At 48.8% G+C, this 17,024-nt stretch carries 12 protein-coding genes; 5 read left to right on the top strand and 7 right to left on the bottom strand.

Annotation, left to right across the window (positions count from 1 at the left end):
* Positions 1 to 98: 98 nt before the first annotated feature.
* A complete protein-coding gene (gene ppnP, locus EJN92_RS16655; RefSeq protein ID WP_126128844.1) occupies positions 99 to 413 on the top strand; it encodes a pyrimidine/purine nucleoside phosphorylase in 315 nt (104 codons plus the stop codon).
* 240 nt (positions 414 to 653) lie between these two features.
* On the opposite strand, the gene EJN92_RS16650 is transcribed toward ppnP, so the two are convergent.
* Positions 654 to 1,436, bottom strand: coding sequence for an SDR family NAD(P)-dependent oxidoreductase (locus EJN92_RS16650; RefSeq protein WP_126128843.1), 783 nt, complete (start codon positions 1,434 to 1,436; stop codon positions 654 to 656).
* Positions 1,437 to 1,573: 137 nt separating this feature from the next.
* Complete coding sequence (gene murB, locus EJN92_RS16645) at positions 1,574 to 2,602, bottom strand: UDP-N-acetylmuramate dehydrogenase (protein WP_126128842.1); 1,029 nt, start codon at positions 2,600 to 2,602, stop codon at positions 1,574 to 1,576.
* A 110-nt stretch (positions 2,603 to 2,712) separates the two neighbouring features.
* Here murB and EJN92_RS16640 point away from each other — a divergent pair, with 110 nt between their 5' ends.
* Complete coding sequence (locus EJN92_RS16640) at positions 2,713 to 3,204, top strand: YajQ family cyclic di-GMP-binding protein (RefSeq protein WP_126128841.1); 492 nt, start codon at positions 2,713 to 2,715, stop codon at positions 3,202 to 3,204.
* Positions 3,205 to 3,217: 13 nt separating this feature from the next.
* Complete coding sequence (locus EJN92_RS16635; RefSeq protein ID WP_126128840.1) at positions 3,218 to 3,850, top strand: retropepsin-like aspartic protease family protein; 633 nt, start codon at positions 3,218 to 3,220, stop codon at positions 3,848 to 3,850.
* Between the two features lie 111 nt (positions 3,851 to 3,961).
* Here EJN92_RS16635 and aroG read toward each other — a convergent pair whose 3' ends face one another.
* The 4 genes from aroG to EJN92_RS16615 form a co-directional block, all read right to left on the bottom strand.
* Positions 3,962 to 5,023 carry a 3-deoxy-7-phosphoheptulonate synthase AroG gene (gene aroG / locus EJN92_RS16630; protein WP_126128839.1) on the bottom strand — a complete coding sequence of 354 codons (1,062 nt, stop codon included), beginning with the start codon at positions 5,021 to 5,023 and terminating at the stop codon, positions 3,962 to 3,964.
* 341 nt (positions 5,024 to 5,364) lie between these two features.
* Positions 5,365 to 6,825, bottom strand: coding sequence for a metalloprotease TldD (tldD, locus tag EJN92_RS16625; protein ID WP_126128838.1), 1,461 nt, complete (start codon positions 6,823 to 6,825; stop codon positions 5,365 to 5,367).
* A 115-nt stretch (positions 6,826 to 6,940) separates the two neighbouring features.
* Positions 6,941 to 7,738: a carbon-nitrogen hydrolase family protein gene (locus tag EJN92_RS16620; protein WP_126128837.1), complete on the bottom strand. Its 798-nt coding sequence runs from the start codon at positions 7,736 to 7,738 to the stop codon at positions 6,941 to 6,943.
* A gap of 52 nt (positions 7,739 to 7,790) precedes the next feature.
* A complete protein-coding gene (locus EJN92_RS16615) occupies positions 7,791 to 11,945 on the bottom strand; it encodes a YhdP family protein (RefSeq protein WP_126128836.1) in 4,155 nt (1,384 codons plus the stop codon).
* A gap of 233 nt (positions 11,946 to 12,178) precedes the next feature.
* Here EJN92_RS16615 and glnE point away from each other — a divergent pair, with 233 nt between their 5' ends.
* Positions 12,179 to 14,905, top strand: coding sequence for a bifunctional [glutamate--ammonia ligase]-adenylyl-L-tyrosine phosphorylase/[glutamate--ammonia-ligase] adenylyltransferase (gene glnE / locus EJN92_RS16610; protein WP_126128835.1), 2,727 nt, complete (start codon positions 12,179 to 12,181; stop codon positions 14,903 to 14,905).
* 28 nt (positions 14,906 to 14,933) lie between these two features.
* Here the strand turns inward: glnE and pbpG are convergent, their stop codons facing one another.
* A complete protein-coding gene (gene pbpG, locus EJN92_RS16605; protein WP_126128834.1) occupies positions 14,934 to 15,953 on the bottom strand; it encodes a D-alanyl-D-alanine endopeptidase in 1,020 nt (339 codons plus the stop codon).
* 458 nt (positions 15,954 to 16,411) lie between these two features.
* Between pbpG and EJN92_RS16600 the strand changes: the two genes are divergently transcribed.
* Positions 16,412 to 16,981 (top strand): phasin family protein, encoded by a 570-nt coding sequence (locus EJN92_RS16600; protein ID WP_126128833.1) that lies wholly within the window; start codon positions 16,412 to 16,414, stop codon positions 16,979 to 16,981.
* The last annotated feature ends 43 nt before the right edge of the window (positions 16,982 to 17,024 follow it).

Genomic DNA, 17,024 nt, shown 5'->3' with positions numbered 1-17,024 from the left:
GCTATTTAGCAATTTATTCGTATTCACTTAAAACGGCTCGATCTCGCAAGACATCGGGCTGTTTTTTTGCCTTTTTCCCTCCACCACACTGACTCATCATGACTACACAATTCGACCAGGTTAGCGTCATCAAGCAAGCCAATATCTACTTCGACGGCAAATGCGTTTCGCATACCGTCTTGTTTGCCGATGGCAGCAAAAAGACCATAGGCGTGATCTTCCCGTCTAGCCTGGTATTTAATACCGGCGCCGCAGAAATTATGGAATTAAATGCAGGTAAATGCCGCATCCGCATCAAGGGCGAACAGGCCTGGGCGAACTATGAAGGCGGCCAGCAATTTAATGTGCCAGCCAATTCCAGCTTCGATATCGAGACACTGGAAACCTTGGATTACGTTTGCCATTTTATTTAAAGGGAACTTCTAAAAAACCCATACTCGGGCGCATCGCGGCGTTGCAAATCCTCGCAATACCGACGTATTGCTCCGGTTTGCGCCTTGCGCTGCATTTCGATTAACGGGTTTTTAGAAGTTCCCTAAACTGGCATCCGCAGCATCCATGCGTCTTCTGGCATGAAAATGGCCTGTAAGGCGCATGGATACTGCGCACTCTGCTTTGGAAAATTCTCAAAACAGAGTCGCGGTTTACTCGGCTTACATTCCAAACGCACGCAATAACTGTATCCCGGCACCCTGCCACTTTGGTACGGCGTAACGCAGACGGGGATGCTTCGCTTCGACTACCTTGACCAGCGTCTGTATCACTGTTTCTATTTTGACGCTTTGCAGCCCAAGTACCGTCTTTTCGTTTTTCTTTATAAATGCCTGTTGATCGCGGTAAATCGACTCCGGCCCCATCCAACTATATTTGGTGGCGATCTGCGCTTCGTTAAAGCCGGTAGCAAAAGCACCCGGCTCCACCATCGAAACCGCAATGTTAAAAGGTTTTAACTCGACTGCCAGATCGGCACCGGCCACTTCCAGCGCATACTTGCTCATGCCGTACGGCGCCAGAAAAGGGATAGGCATACGCCCTGCCAGCGAGGTCACAAAAACGATAGTGCCGCCGCCACGCTTAATCAGCTCAGGCACTGCCAGTTGCACCATGCCAAGACTACCGATCACATTGGTTTCAAAGGTGCGGCGGATCCGCTCTAAAGGCACTTCCGCCAGTGGCCCGGACTCACCGACACCGGCGTTATTGACCAGCACGTCAATACCGCTGCCGATCAGTTGACGCCGGTCTTCTTCACGAGTGATATCGAGCTTGATGATGTTGAGCGTAATGCCCGCTTCGCTTGCCTCGATTTGTAAGGCTTCTGCCTGCGCCTGATCGTAGGTAGCGGCGATGACACAGTGGCCGCGTTGTGCCAAGGCGAATGCCGCCAATTTCCCAAAGCCGCTGCCGGCACCAGTGATCAAAATGGTCTTGCCCATGAAATTGCCCTTTGACGGATTGATAGGATAAAACACATGCTACCCGGAAGTGACGCGCTAGGGCAGGATAAAAATCAAACTATCGCTTGCGCACTGACCTTGCTTAATTGCGTATTCGAGAATACACGCGAATCAGATCAGGCAAAAACCGGTTCCACTTCCAGTCGCACACCAAATTTTGCCTTCACATCGGCTTGTATCTGCTGCGCCAACTGACGTACTTCTGCGCCTGTTGCGCCACCGAGATTGACTAGCACCAGCGCCTGCTTGTGATACACGCCGACCTTCCCCAGGGCTTTCCCCTTCCAGCCGGTTTGCTCTATCAGCCAGCCTGCCGCCAGCTTATAGCCACCGTCGGTTTGCGCATAGCTGACCATGGCTGGATACTGCGTCAGTAAGGAGTCGCGCAGCTCGGCGCTAACGATAGGGTTCTTGAAAAAACTCCCGGCATTGCCGATCTCCGCAGGATCCGGCAATTTGCTACGGCGGATAGCGATGATAGCCTCGCTGATGTCTTTTGGAGCTGGGGCAGAAATGCCTTGCGCCACTAGGCTTTGCGCCACATCGCCATAGTTCAAACGCGGCTGCCATATTTTGGGCAAGGCAAAAACCACGTTCAAAATCACCATTCTGTCACGGTAGTCATGCTTGAAAATACTGTCGCGGTAACTGAACTGGCAGGCCTGTTTATCCAGCGTGACGACCTCCCCGGTGAGAAAATCAAACGCCGTCAGGTGATGGAAATAATCCTGCATCTCAACACCATAAGCGCCGATATTTTGTATAGGCGCGGCACCAACTGTTCCTGGTATCAATGAAAGATTTTCCATTCCGCCCAAGCCCTCTTGCAGAGTCCACAAGACAAACTCATGCCACGTCTCGCCCGCTGCCGCAGAAACAAACACAAACTCATTATCCTCAGCCACGATCTGCTTGCCCATCATGGCAATCTGCAGCACCAACGCATCGAGCTTGTCAGAGAGCACCAGATTGCTGCCACCGCCAAGTATTAATCTGGGCATGGCGGCCAGTTGTGCGTCTGCTCTGATCTGTGTCAATTGCTGTTCGTTCTCAATGCGCAAAAATGCCAAAGCTTGCGCCGCGATGCCAAAGCTATTGAGTTTGAGCAGGGAAATATTTTTTTGTAGGGAAAGTGGCGTATTCATAGTGGCAGAATTATAGACGCGAATAGACGCGAAGTTAGTGCTGGCTTTTGTTAAAATACGTCCATAGTCGTCAATTCAATTAATTTAGATTTAATTACCAAGGAATAAACATGCCCTCTTTTGATACCGTCTCTGAAGCGAATATGGACGAAGTTAAAAATGCGATTGTGCAGACCAACAAAGTGGTCACCAATCGCTTTGACTTAAAAGGTACCAGCGCCAAAGTTGAACTGAAGGAAAAAGAACGCGAAGTCACAATTTTTGGCGATTCCGAGTTTCACCTCGAACAGATCATGATAGAAGTAACCCAAACCATGGGCAAGCGCGGCGTTGATGTACGTTTTCTCGACAAAGGCAAGGTAGAGAAAATCGGCGGCGACAAGGTCAAGCAAGTCATCAAGATCAAGAACGGGATAGAAAGTGACGATGCAAAAAAAATCGTCAAGACCATCAAGGACAGTAAGCTCAAGGTACAAGCGAGCATACAAGGCGATGCGGTGCGTGTGACTGGTGCCAAGCGCGATGATTTGCAAGAGGCGATGGCGATGCTGCGCAAAGAAATCAAAGATTTGCCACTGGAATTTAACAACTTCCGCGACTAAGCTAAAGTCTGCCATGAGAATACTTTGCAGCTTGCTGTGCCTGTCCGGACTGGTATTCTCGGCCCATGCCGCTACCATCGATGTGGTGGGATTATTCCCTGGCAAAGCGGTGCTGGTGGTCAATGGCAGTTCACCCAAGACCTACGCGGTCGGCAATGTGATCGCTGACGGCGCTAAATTAATCGCCGCCGACAATACCAATGCCACCATAGAAGTCAATGGTAAGCGTCAGGTCTTGGCGATCGGTCAGTATGTGCACCGTTCTGCGCCTAGTGCGAATACCAGCGTCACTTTGCAAGCCGATACGCGCGGTCACTTTATGGCAAAAGGACTCATCAACGGCGGCAGCGTGAGTATGCTAGTCGATACCGGTGCGAGTGTAATCGCGATGCCAGCATCCGAAGCGCTACGCTTAGGTATCAATTATAAAACTGGGAAAATGGGGCGCGCCAACACTGCCAACGGCCAAGTGGTGGTGTATATCGTCCAACTAGATTCGGTCAAGATCGGCGACGTCGAACTCAATCAAGTCGAAGCCATGGTGCAAGAACAAGGGCTAACAAGTATTTTGTTGGGAATGTCATTTTTAAACCGCATGGAAATGAACCGCAACGGTGAGCAAATGGTACTGACCAAACGTTTTTAACGCGCACTAAACAGCACGCTAGGCAGTACACTCAACAACACATTAAAGAGCCGCTAGGAATTTTCTACTCCTAGGGGCTCTTTAATTTTATTCTACCGCCACTTATCCAGACTATTCTGTCTGTTTAAGTCTGCGCTGTTTAACCGCATCGGCCAAACCTTCCAGCACCGCGATACTCTCATCCCAGGCGATGCAGCCATCCGTCACCGACATGCCGTAGACCAGGTCCTTGCCAGGCACCAGATCTTGACGTCCCGCTACCAGATTCGACTCTATCATCACGCCCACAATGCGGTTGTCGCCGCCCGCAATTTGCGCTGCGATATCGGCACACACTGGAATTTGATTGGCTGGATTTTTAGAGCTATTCGCATGCGATGCATCTATCATCAGGCGCGAAGCAAGGCCATTGGAGGCAATGTCTTTACACGCTGCATCAACACTGACAGCATCATAATTAGGCGTCTTACCGCCACGCAAAATGATGTGGCAATCTTCATTGCCATTGGTAGAAACAATCGCCGAATGCCCGCCCTTGGTCACTGATAAAAAGTGATGCGGTTGCGATGCGGCCTTGATCGCGTCCACTGCGATCTTGACGTTACCATCGGTGCCGTTCTTAAAACCAACCGGGCAGGACAGCCCGGAAGCGAGCTCTCTATGCACTTGCGATTCAGTGGTTCGGGCCCCGATGGCACCCCAGCTAATCAGATCGGCAATGTATTGCGGGCTGATCACGTCTAGGTACTCAGTGCCGGCAGGTAGACCCAACTCATTGATATTGAGTAGCAATTCACGCGCTATCCTTAAGCCGTCATTGATGCGAAAGCTATTGTCCATATACGGATCATTGATCAAGCCCTTCCAACCCACGGTAGTGCGTGGTTTTTCAAAATACACACGCATGACGATTTCCAATTCACCGGAAAAACGTTCACGCTGCTCTACCAGTTTGTGCGCATATTCCATGGCTGCCTTGGTATCGTGTATCGAGCAAGGTCCGATCACCACCATGACCCTGTCGTCTTGTGCATGCAAAATACGGTGTAGCGCGGTTCTGGCACCGGACGCCGTTTCAGATGCCTTTTCAGAACAGGCAAATTCGCGTATCAGATGCGATGGCGGCAGCAGTTCCTTCATTTCCCGTATGCGTAAATCGTCGGTGCGTTGCATGTTTTTCCCGCTTTATGGTTAAAATTCTTGATTAAGGTTGAATAAAAATTTACAAAAATAAATACTGAAATCTAAATTAATAAGGCAAAAAAAAATCCGCCAGTGCTGGCGGATTTTTTAGATTTGATATGTTCGGATCTTGCTTTTACGTGAACTTACCGCTTCTCCACCGCCTTGGGGTTGGAATAGCTAAAATAAAAATAAAAGTAAAATCGTGCGTGTGTCATGGCGAACTTTTCAAATCAGATGCATTGACTATAACAATATTTTACGTGGCTTGGCAAGGCTTTTGTTTTATTTTATTCTGTTTCCTGACGAAAATCATGATCTTGCCAATGTTGCTATGCGGTTCCGCCAACCACCAAACCGTCAATACGCAAGGTAGGTTGGCCCACACCTACCGGCACACTCTGTCCTTCCTTACCGCAGACACCGACACCAGGATCGAGACGCATATCGTTACCTATCATAGAGACACGATTCAAGACGTCCGGACCATTGCCAATCAAGGTCGCGCCTTTGACCGGATACGTCACTTTACCGTCTTCTATCATATACGCTTCGCTGGCTGAGAAAACGAATTTCCCATTCGTGATATCGACCTGACCACCGCCAAAATTAACCGCGTAAAGACCATTTTTTACCGAGGCCAAAATCTCCTGAGGATCTTTATCGCCCGCCAGCATATAGGTATTGGTCATACGCGGCATAGGCAGATGGGCGAAAGATTCACGTCGTGCATTGCCAGTCACCGGCATTTTCATCAGACGGGCATTCATCGTATCCTGAATATAGCCCTTCAAAATACCGTCCTCGATCAAGGTGGTGCATTGAGTAGGATTGCCCTCATCGTCGATATTCAGAGATCCGCGACGATTAGCGAGTGTGCCATCATCCACCACAGTAACGCCTTTGGCGGCAACGCGGTCACCGATGCGTCCGGAAAAAGTACTTGATCCTTTACGATTAAAATCGCCTTCCAGACCATGACCGATCGCTTCATGTAAAAGAATGCCAGGCCAACCGGAACCTAGCACCACCGTCATCGGACCAGCCGGTGCCGGCCTTGCATCGAGATTGACTAAAGCCGACTTCACAGCCTCATCAGCATATTGCGCCAATAAAGCATCGGAAAAATAAGAGTAGTCGTAGCGTCCACCGCCACCGCTAGAACCCATTTCACGACGACCGTCTTGCTCTACAATGACAGTGACGGAAACCCGAACCAGCGGGCGGATATCGGCCGCCATTATGCCGTCGCTACGAGCTACCAGAATAACGTCATACTCACCCGCCAAACCGGCCATGACTTGCACTACACGCGGATCTTTAGCTCTGGCTATTTTTTCCAGCCGCTCTAACAAACTCACTTTTTCGGTCGCATCAAGTGAAGCTAAAGGATCGTTTTTCAGAAACAGCGCCTGACTGGCACGTGCTTGCATTTGCGATGCTACTTTTACCTTGCCAGAGCCTTGACGGGCGATGGTGCGAGTGGCTTTGGCGGCCTCCAGCAAGGCAATTTCAGAAATTTCATCAGAATAGGAAAAAGCAGTTTTATCACCAGAGATAGCGCGCACGCCTACCCCTTGATCTATCGAAAAACTTCCGGTTTTTACTATGCCCTCTTCTAAACTCCAACCCTCATTTTTGGTAAACTGAAAATACAGATCCGCATAATCAATCCTATGCGTAAACATCGAGCCCAAGGCTTTTTGTAATTTAGCCTCGTCCAAGCCAAATGGGGTAAGTAATATATCTCGGGCGATCGCGAGATGCTGCAGATTTGAGTCAAATAGTTTCATATGCTATCTATAGAAATGGGGCGGAACATCGCGCAAGAGGCGCAAAAGCTAAATTATTAGCCTCAATTTATGTCGGTATCTTCGAATTGTAGATCATCTGGCCGCCACGTAGGGATCAAACAAGTTTTCGGTGTTTTAAGGCCGGTAGATTTTCGCGTATCCCCTGCAACAGAGCCATATCAAGCTCACCGCTGACGACGCCCTCACCATCGGACAATACATCGACGATTTTACCCCAGGGGTCGATCAACATACTATGCCCCCATGTGCGTCGACCATTGGTATGCAAGCCACCTTGTGCCGCAGCCAACACGTAACACTGGTTTTCTATGGCTCGGGCGCGCAATAATATTTCCCAGTGCGCCTGTCCCGTGGTGTGAGTAAAAGCCGCAGGTACGACGATCAAAGTACATACACCCATGTGCCGAAACAGTTCCGGGAAGCGCAAATCGTAGCAGATTGACAGGCCAACCTTGCCTAGATCAGTCTCAAAAGTAGCCACCTCATCGCCAGCCACGATGGTTCTGGACTCCTCATACGACTCGCTGCCTTTACTAAATCCAAACAGATGGATTTTGTCATAGTGCGCGACCGCCTCCCCCTGAGGGTTGTAGACCAAGCTGGTATTGAGCACCTTATTTTCTTCTGATGAGATCAAAGGAAGCGTACCGCCTATGATCCAAGCACCCAAACGGCGCGCCGTGCCAGACAAAAAACCCTGAATCACACCGTGACCAAGAGGCTCGGCGATAGTCAGTTTATCGGTCTCTTGCAAGCCCATTTGCGGCCAATATTCAGGCAGTAGTAATAATTGAGCTCCTGTGTCGCGCGCTTTTTGCAATAAGGAAGCGGCCGTCACCATATTCTGAGCCAGGCTTTCTGTTGAAACCATTTGTATCGCTGCTACTCGCATAGTTCACCTGTCTAAAAATTCATCCACTATTTAATTAACTACTTCACGCAATTTAGGGTTTGGTCGCTGGACTTTGATTTTCCCGGCCACCTATCTTACTCACATGGGGATCTTTCCATGGCCCTGTAATCTGATATTCGTAGGTAAAGGCGCGCGCTAAGGGTTCGCGTAAAAATAGCTGGGCGAGAAAAGTCCCAAGACCGATCACAGGATTGACCGCCAAGGCATACACGACCGAAGCAGCGCCTGCGTTAATCTCTGGTATGACTGCAACATGCATGTCCTGGGTCTCTTTCGCGATATCCGCACTGCCATCGAGTAACACTGTCGCGTTAACGCTACGCATCTTGAGGTTATCGGTGCGGGCGACGCCCTGGCCAATTTTTGCCATGCCGGTAATGCCATCAAAAGCGAAGCCCTCGGAAAAAACATCTCTAAAATCCAAACTAAAACGGCGCGATAAAGATTGCATACTCAAGACACCCAACAGTTTAGCAGCGCCAGGATCGACTTTCAAAAACTGTCCACTGGCAAGATCGAGCCGAATCTGACCATTCATGCTGGGTACATCCATGGCGTACGGTAAGCCATTCCAACGGATATCGCCCTCCAATTTACCGCGACCACCGCGCATGACACTAACAAAACCAAACCTATCGAGTAATTTCCCAGCGTCTTCGATCTCCAACACATAGTTCAGGTCGCTAATGCTGTCACCGCTGCGATTCGACCACTTACCTGAAGCTTTCAATTCTGCATCCGCGTTTTTCAAAGCGAGCTTTTTGATGCGCCATTCACGACCGCTTGGTGTCGGCGCATTGCTTGCAACCAATTCTAACTGTCCGAGTTTTCTATTTAATAGCTCAAAATTTTCGGCAAAGATATCCAGTGAGGGTAATGGTGCAGTCGACTTTTTACCCTCGATCAACTCAGTCACCTCAGAAGCTGCAGAAGCCGGAATAGTCAAACGACTCAACCTGGCGCTTAGCGCCCCCCCCGTTGCGGCATTGCTTGCCTCAATAAAGCTAAGAAATCCTGATATTTGACTAGAGTCGATATTCGCCTGCCAGACACCGCCCTGATGCGAAGCGCCAAGCACGACTGTATCGAGAGTTTTCCCCATGATGTGCAGCTCAGCGGTTCTCACCGCCAGCACATTGGGTACGACATAGGGTGAAAAATCTTGCTCGGCAGCGCCACTAAGATTAGTGTTGGCTTGCCCGGCGTTACTCGAGACCACATTCCGCCACTCGTCTACATTCAAAGACTTAAAGTCGACGTTCACACTTAAACCACTCTCCGGCTCTGGCAGCGCGGCATTCACCGCTACCCCGCCGCGTAGCACCTGCCATGTCGCATTTCTCTCGTCTGCTTTTTGTCTTTGATAACGAGCGGCGATTGCCGATCCCAGACTCAGACGCAGTTCATCACGTAAGACTGCCGCATTGCTAGCCTGTAGCGGGCTCATAGAGAAATGCAAAGGCAGCAGCTCGCCCTGGTTTTTTCTTAAGGGCGCAGGGAAATTCAGACTCAGACCTTGCAATGTAGAGTCTATGATCAATTCAGGCTGGTGTTTTTTGACATTTACTTGTGCAGTATACCGGGCTGCCCCACCAACTCGGCTTAACAACCTTTCGGCGAACGGCTCTGGAAAATTTTTACGCAAACCCTCGGCAGTCGCCAGGCCATCTAGCTTAATCCGAATATTTCCATCTTTTTGAGTGCCACCGTTAGCGATGACGTTACCACCAAGGAGACTGCCCTTTAAGCTATTGAGTGTCAGTCCTTTTTCATTAAAATCGAGTCTGCCGTTCACTCCTGAAATGAGCGGTATGCTCGCTTGCAAGAGGGCTTCGTTATTTGAAAATTGCAAAGCACCTTGCACTTTCGACTCAATCAAATGGTTCAGAGGTAATTGCAAACCAAGTTTCAACTGCGCGTTGCCACTGGCCTTACTTTCCTGTAAAAAATGTCCCAACCAGCCATCAACCGGGCTGGCATTCACATACTGCAGCATGGTCTGTAAAGCCGAACTGACATTGCCTTCGATATTCAAAATCGCGTTATGGCTTAACAAATCAGGAATAACGGCCTTTACTTTAAGCAGCTCAGCTGTCAATGTTTTTGCCGTGTCGCCGCGAATTTCCATGCGCGCACGATCGAAAACAAAGCTCCCATCTATCTTCTCGATAATCGGCCACAGCGGCGCTTTTCCGTCGTCAGAAAGATGCGCTGGAGCAAAATTGAGTGTGCCATCGAGCAGCTTACCTTTCACCAAAAATTCTGTCTTTTCTGGCACTTTTCCGGCCATAGCATTAAAAGGAAAAGCCGCGGCATCGCCCTTAATTCTGACACTGACATCATCGGCCCGGCCATCCAAGATCGCCGTCGTTAGCCAATGCCGCAGATCGTCCGGTGTTTGAATAGGGATATAGCGATCTAACTGTTTCAAATCAAAACCACTAAACTTCCCGGAAATATCGATCTCGTGCTTGGCTTCTACCTGTCCTTTTGGCGTGCTCATACTGTGCTTAGCTGAAAATGTGGCCTTCATTCCCGCCTGCTGAAAGTCCATTTTACTCACTTGAAAACGGAACTTGTCCGTGCCTTCGAATTGCCACATCGCCTGCATGGACAATTTATCAAAGATCATGAGTGGATTTACAAACACACCGGGCAACTGCAAAACGACGTCGCTAGAATTAAGCGTAAAATCGCCGCCCTTTTCATTTGCATCGAGCCTGCCGGAGATATTTTCAAACCCGGGTATTGCAGGCGTCGCGGCTTTTTCCGGGCTAGTTGCTGACTTGGCACGTGCCGCTTGTGCCGCTTGCGGCTGCAGCGCCAAATTAAGAAATTGCCCCTTCAGCTGGTAGGACGAAATATTTGGATAGACGCCCTGCCAACGCGCGCTAAAGTCTTTAAGCTGACCGCGCGGGGCCAGATCGGCCAACAGTTGGCGTTGATCGCGTGGCAGCGGTAAGTGCTCGGCAAATTGCGCCAGTGCGGCCAAATCTAAATGTGTCGCATGCAGTTCAATTTTTTCTGCCTGGTCTTTTTGCGCAGGGATAAAACTCTCGCTAATGGTCGTGGCGGGGAAGCGCAAACCTGCTCGGGTCAGCATAGAAAAATTGACTAGCGAAATACTATGCCCGGCTTGCCCGAACAGAGCAGGTAAATATTTTCTACCGAGCGCAGATTTTTCCAATGCCACTAGGCGACCGCTCACCTGAGCCATATCCAGCGCCGGCAAATCCTTACCAAGTCGACCGAATACATCAGTCAGGCTAAGATCGGCAGTAAAGTCAGTGACGCGCCCGGTTTCAAAACGCGCCCAGGAACGCAGCTCGCCGCGCCCGGTTTGCAGGTCGACAGGCATACTCAGATAAGTTTTCAAGCCAGACAAATCAGCCTGTTGCAAATCAGCATAGAGTTCCCCTGACCAGGCCAATACATCGGTTTTTTTGCGGGTAAACGCCGGATGCTTAAAGTCACCCCGAAGATCCAGTGCGGCCGCTAAACTTAAACCCGAGCGTGCCTTCAAGGCGAATTTATGATGCCCCCATTGATTATTTAAAAGAAAATTCACGCCCCTTAAATTTAACTCTGGCGCAGCGCGCGCTTGATCGTTCCAATTGAGCGCACCCTGACGTATCACAATTTCGCGTTGTGCTAACAGCCAATCGAGACCGGTTCCATCACTCTCTTTTTGGCTATCGACTAAAAACCCCGCAACAAAAATCTGCCCGGCTGTATCCCGGCGCAAGTCTATACTAGGCTGAATAATTTCAATTTTTCGAAAGCGTAAATCCGCTACCGCCAGCGACCACCAAGACAGCGTGGCGTTGACACTTGGCAGCACTAAGGCGCTACGTCCTTGCTGATCGAGAATCACCACGTTATTGAGGATAAACCGGGGATTTAAGCCTTGCCAGGACGCGGTTAAATTAGAGATACTGAGTTTTCGTCCAATTGCTTTACTTGCCATGAGTTCTATATCAGACTTATAGCTGGCAACATTAGGCAAGACCGCATAGCGTAAAGTGAGAAAAAGCGTGCAAAACAGGAAATACGCGAGCACCAGCAGTTTCAGCAGGATGCGCAATAGGCGAAAGCAAGCGCCACTCAGAGAGCGGCACGAAAGATGGAAGAAGCGTAGCACTTTGTGTCTAGGCTTAGATTTCCGAGATGGATCTGGCTCAGACATCAAGCGTAAAAGTAGGGAGGAAAATCGGCCATGCGATTAAAATTTTTTCCATCAAAACAGGCAAAAACAACATACTCTCCTAATTCCCAACAAAAAATCACGATATGCGCACATTCTATATGCGCTTTCAAAATATACTCCACCCGAGTATATAAAAACTACAGATAATAGAGCGATCGCTATGAACCGCGTACCTGGTTCAGAAAACATCGCAAACCGCAGAGACTCACACCATGACCACGCCTAGCACCAGCACGCCCCCCCGCCCTCATTTGTCGCGCTTTCTTGAGCGATGGCTGCAAGCCGATCCGTCTCGAATTTCTGAGCTGGAAGATATATCACGATTATCCTTGAGCGCTGAGCTTTTCGCGCAGATTTTACAAAATAAAATCCTGGCCGGAGCCTCGCTCAATAGCACGATGCGACGCTTGCGTAATTTATTGATGGCCAGCCTGATTAGCCGCGATCTGAACGGACAACTCGATCTCAATGAAGTCATCAGCGCGATCAGTGACTTCGCCGATTTTGCAGTGCAAACCCATTTACAAGCGCTGATGCAAGAAATGATCGCCTTACACGGACAGCCGATAGGCGAAGAGTCGGGCGAGTTGCAGGAATTGATCGTACTCGGGATGGGAAAATTAGGCGGACGAGAACTCAATGTATCCTCGGATATCGATTTGATTTTTTGTTACTCCGAAGACGGCGAGACGCGCACCAGCACTGAGCAACAGCGCCCCTTATCCAACCATGAATTTTTTAGCCGCTTAGGCAAGAAGCTGATCGCCGCGATCGCCGAAATAACCGAAGACGGTTTCAGCTTTAGGGTTGATATGGCATTGCGTCCAAATGGCGCATCCGGTCCCTTGGTTGCCAGCTTCGCGATGGTAGAAGAATATTTTTTGATCCAAGGCCGAGAATGGGAGCGCTATGCCTGGGTAAAGGCTAGGGCCTTGACTGGCAAGCCAGAACAGATCGCTGCCCTGGAAAAAATCGTCCATCCCTTCATCTACCGCCGCTATCTCGATTACGGCGTGATCGATTCCCTGCGCACCATGCACGGACAAATTCGCGCTGAAGTGGTACGCCAGGAAACGCGTCATCCCGAACGCGGAAATAACGTCAAACTGGGGCGCGGCGGGATACGTGAAATTGAATTTCTGAGTCAGGTATTTCAACTGATACGCGGTGGCAGAGAGCTTGAACTACGCGATAGATCGACCCGAATTACGCTACAAACACTGGCAAAAAAAAGCATACTTGAGCCGGGCATAGTCCAGCAATTGCTAGAGGCATATACGTTTTTACGCAATGTAGAACATCGCCTGCAGTATCTTGATGATGCGCAAACCCACACCTTTCCAGTCAAGGAAGAGGACCAGGAAATTATTGCTCAGATGATGAATTGCGCATCGACAGCTGAACTACTGGCGCAATTAAACCTCATTAGACAATTCGTCGCAGAGCAATTTGATGCAATTTTCAAAGATAAAAAAGAACAGGCAGTCGACGGCGCGGTAACGCCCACCCTGAACGAACAAGATGATAGTGAAAGCATAGAGGCCCATCTACTTGCGCTGGGGTTTACTGAGTCCAAAGAAGCCGCGCAGAGATTGCTGATCACTTGGCAATCCCCCAGATTGCAATCGCTGTCTGAGACTAGTCGCAACAAAATGATGGCTCTCATTAACAGTGCGTTAACGATGATAGCGCGCCAGGCCGATGGACAATTAGCCACGCTGCTACGCCTGCTAGACTTTATGGAGGCAATTGCCAGACGTACTGCCTATCTGTCGCTATTGACCGAATACCCGCATGCCTTGCAAAGGGTGATTCGGATGTTCGCGGCTAGCGATTGGGCGGCAAAATTCCTAAGTCGCCACCCTATTTTGCTCGATGAATTACTGGATGAATCGGCGCTACATCAATTGCCAGACTGGGAACTGTTTACTAGAAATTTACAACAGCAATTAGAGCAGCAACAAGGCGATACTGAGCGCCAAATGGAAACACTTAGAGAGATGCATCATGCGCAGCTATTTCGTTTGCTGGCGCAAGATCTAGAAGGCGAGCTAAGCGTAGAACATTTGGCCGATGCCTTATCGAAATTGGCTGACATCGTGGTTGCAGCAACGCTGACTGCTGCGTGGCAGACCATCGCCAGCAGGCATCGCGAGATACCGCAATTCGCGGTGATTGCCTACGGAAAACTGGGCGGCAAAGAACTCAGTTACGCCTCGGATCTGGACGTCATTTTTTTGTACGATGATGATCATCAAGACGCACCAGCATCGTATGCGAAATTAGCCCAGCGCTTTATTACCTGGATGACTTCGCATACGCCGGCAGGCATATTATTTGATATCGATATCGCGCTTAGACCCGATGGCGCCAGCGGCCTGATGGTCTCAACGGTGAGTTCATTTAATCGCTATCAAGAAAAATCAGCTTGGCTATGGGAGCACCAGGCGCTGACCCGCGCCCGCTACTGTGCCGGGTATGCACCGATAGAGGCACAATTTGATGCCACGCGGGCGCAAGTGCTGACACAAAAAAGAGAGGCGATAAAGTTAAAAGAAGAAGTGCTGAACATGCGCAAAAAAATGCGTGACGCGAATCTTAATCGCAGTGATTTATTTGATTTAAAACATGATATAGGCGGCATGATAGATATCGAATTCATGGTGCAATATCTGGTGCTACTGCATGCCCATCAATATCCTGAATTGACGGCGAATATCGGTAACATCGCGTTGTTAAAACGCTGTGGAGACTTAGGCTTAATTAATCCGGATATGGCACTGGCAAGCGCCAACGCCTATCGGGTGTTTCGCAAGTTACAGCACAACATACGCTTGCAAGGTGAAGAAAAAGCGAGGGTAGCCAAAGAGATTATCGCCGGCGAAGTGCTGGCCACTAGCAGCTTATGGGCAAGCCTATTTATATCGCATACAGCCTAAGAAAAAGATAGCTGCAAGAGCATCCGAATCAGGCCTGAGGCTTCAAGGTCTCGAGCCACTTTCGGATGCGGCCGGCATCCGCCAAACGTGAATATTTTCCTTTGGAATCTAGAAAGACCATCACGATAGCGCGCCCCTCTATCATCGCCTGCATCACCAGGCAACGTCCCGCTTCCGAAATATAGCCCGTTTTTTGTAAACCGATATCCCAGTCTGGGCTGGCAATCAGGCGATTGGTAGTCGAGTACTGCATAGGCCTACCACCAGGATTGACTACATATTTGGCATCAGTGGAATATTCACGGATCAGTGGATGTTGATATGCCGCATTGATAAGCTTCACCAAATCACGGGCACTAGCCACATTTTGGCTAGACAAGCCTGATGAATCTACATAGTGCGTGTCATTCATACCTAGTTGTTTTGCTTTGGCATTCATGGCAAGCACAAAAGCCGGCAGGCCACCGGCGTAACTACGCCCTAAAGCAGAAGCTGCACGATTTTCCGAACTCATCAAGGCGATATGCAGCATATCAGCGCGAGATAGCTTTGCCCCCATCTTCAGGCGCGAACCGGTACCCTTTTCCTTATCCAAGTCATCAGTGGTGACTTCAATGATCTCATTCATGTCCTGATTCGACTCGACCACCACCAAACTGGTCATTAGCTTGGTAATTGAGGCTATTGGTAAAGAAACATTCGAGTTTTTTTCGAACAATACTTTGGAACTGGACTGATCGACCACAAAAGCAACATTTGATTGCAAAGCCAGCGGGTCTTGTGACGATTTCAATCCAGCAATATCACCCGCCGATGGATGCTCTGCGACTGGGCGCACCACCGCTAAACGTTCATACACGACCCGACGTTTTCCATGGACGACAATAGTACGTTTCACCAAGCGACCGCTCTCCGCTTTGACGCTCTTGTGGGTCACGTGTTTTTTTTGTGACGGTTTATGAGAGTCGGTGGTCGCGGCAACAGCCAAGGCCGCGGGCAAAATTGCAGTCGCAATGATAAGTAATACCCGACGGAAAACTTTCGTCATCAATTGCTCCCTGTACAAAAATATATTTAATTAATTCAGTGTAGCAAAACCACAAAATTTCGCAAGAGAATTAAAGACTTAGCGCATAAACCTCATTAAGATTCTTTATCTTTTTCTTAAGTTTTTCTTATCTGTGAGCTTAGAGCAAACAAACCAGTATCAAAATATTATTTTTAATTTTGCGAATGACAGTGAAAACAATAAAGCTCTAAATTTTAACGCCCGTCTGCTGCAAACCAATAATTTAATACCATTGTCATATTGCATAGACATAATTACCAAATTAAGGAGAAAGGGGTGCGGGCTTTGCCCATATATCCTTAATAAATTACCATGCTGCAACGCACAAATTTTACCTTGACTTATCCAATATCCAAGATAAAATAATTAGTATTGCAATGCACAATTTCCTCTGCACTACCGTCTCTACTCACTTCAACATCTTTTAGGAGAATTCCATGTTTTCAGTACCTGAACAGTTTTCCAACGCAACGAAAGCAAACATCGATGCTCAACTTGCCTTGCTCACAACCCTGACCGGAAAAACCTTTGAGGGCATAGAGAAATTTGTAGAATTAAATATGACAGTAGGAAAAACCTCTATGGAAGAATCTGCCAACTTTACTAAGCAATTGATGGCGGCAAAAGACAGTCAAGAATTTTTTCAATTGTCATCTACTTACGCCCAACCTGCGGCCGAAAAAGCCTTGTCGTATGTTCGTCATTTAGCAAGCATCGTAACGAGCACTCAGGCCGAGCTAACACGCACAGCCGAAACTCAAATAACGGAAACAAGTAGCAAGGTCATGTCGCTATTTGAAGATGTCACAAAAAATGCCCCTGCTGGCTCACAAAATGTCGTTGCCATGCTAAAAACAGTGATAGGTAATGCAAACGCTAGTTATGACCAACTCACCAAGACGACCAAGCAAGCAGTAGAATCCTTGGAAGAAAATCTGAGTTCTGTGGCTAGTCAAATGTCACAAGCCGGCTCGAAAGAAGTCGCTCGTCTCCCAGCTAAGAAATAATAGTATTGATTTTTATATATAAAAAATAAAAAAAGCCTCGATG

It is taken from the genome of Undibacterium parvum, assembly GCF_003955735.1.
Lineage (GTDB): Bacteria > Pseudomonadota > Gammaproteobacteria > Burkholderiales > Burkholderiaceae_D > Undibacterium > Undibacterium parvum.
This window is presented reverse-complemented; position numbering and strand designations above follow the sequence as displayed.

Bases quoted from the DNA above. Each gene is read 5' to 3' on its own strand.
- pbpG (WP_126128834.1), bottom strand. From the start codon at position 15,953: ATGACGAAAGTTTTCCGTCGGGTATTACTTATCATTGCGACTGCAATT.
- EJN92_RS16635 (WP_126128840.1), top strand. From the start codon at position 3,218: ATGAGAATACTTTGCAGCTTGCTGTGCCTGTCCGGACTGGTATTCTCG.
- aroG (WP_126128839.1), bottom strand. From the start codon at position 5,023: ATGCAACGCACCGACGATTTACGCATACGGGAAATGAAGGAACTGCTG.
- EJN92_RS16650 (WP_126128843.1), bottom strand. From the start codon at position 1,436: ATGGGCAAGACCATTTTGATCACTGGTGCCGGCAGCGGCTTTGGGAAA.
- EJN92_RS16615 (WP_126128836.1), bottom strand. From the start codon at position 11,945: ATGTCTGAGCCAGATCCATCTCGGAAATCTAAGCCTAGACACAAAGTG.
- tldD (WP_126128838.1), bottom strand. From the start codon at position 6,825: ATGAAACTATTTGACTCAAATCTGCAGCATCTCGCGATCGCCCGAGAT.
- murB (WP_126128842.1), bottom strand. From the start codon at position 2,602: ATGAATACGCCACTTTCCCTACAAAAAAATATTTCCCTGCTCAAACTC.
- ppnP (WP_126128844.1), top strand. From the start codon at position 99: ATGACTACACAATTCGACCAGGTTAGCGTCATCAAGCAAGCCAATATC.
- EJN92_RS16620 (WP_126128837.1), bottom strand. From the start codon at position 7,738: ATGCGAGTAGCAGCGATACAAATGGTTTCAACAGAAAGCCTGGCTCAG.
- glnE (WP_126128835.1), top strand. From the start codon at position 12,179: ATGACCACGCCTAGCACCAGCACGCCCCCCCGCCCTCATTTGTCGCGC.
- EJN92_RS16600 (WP_126128833.1), top strand. From the start codon at position 16,412: ATGTTTTCAGTACCTGAACAGTTTTCCAACGCAACGAAAGCAAACATC.
- EJN92_RS16640 (WP_126128841.1), top strand. From the start codon at position 2,713: ATGCCCTCTTTTGATACCGTCTCTGAAGCGAATATGGACGAAGTTAAA.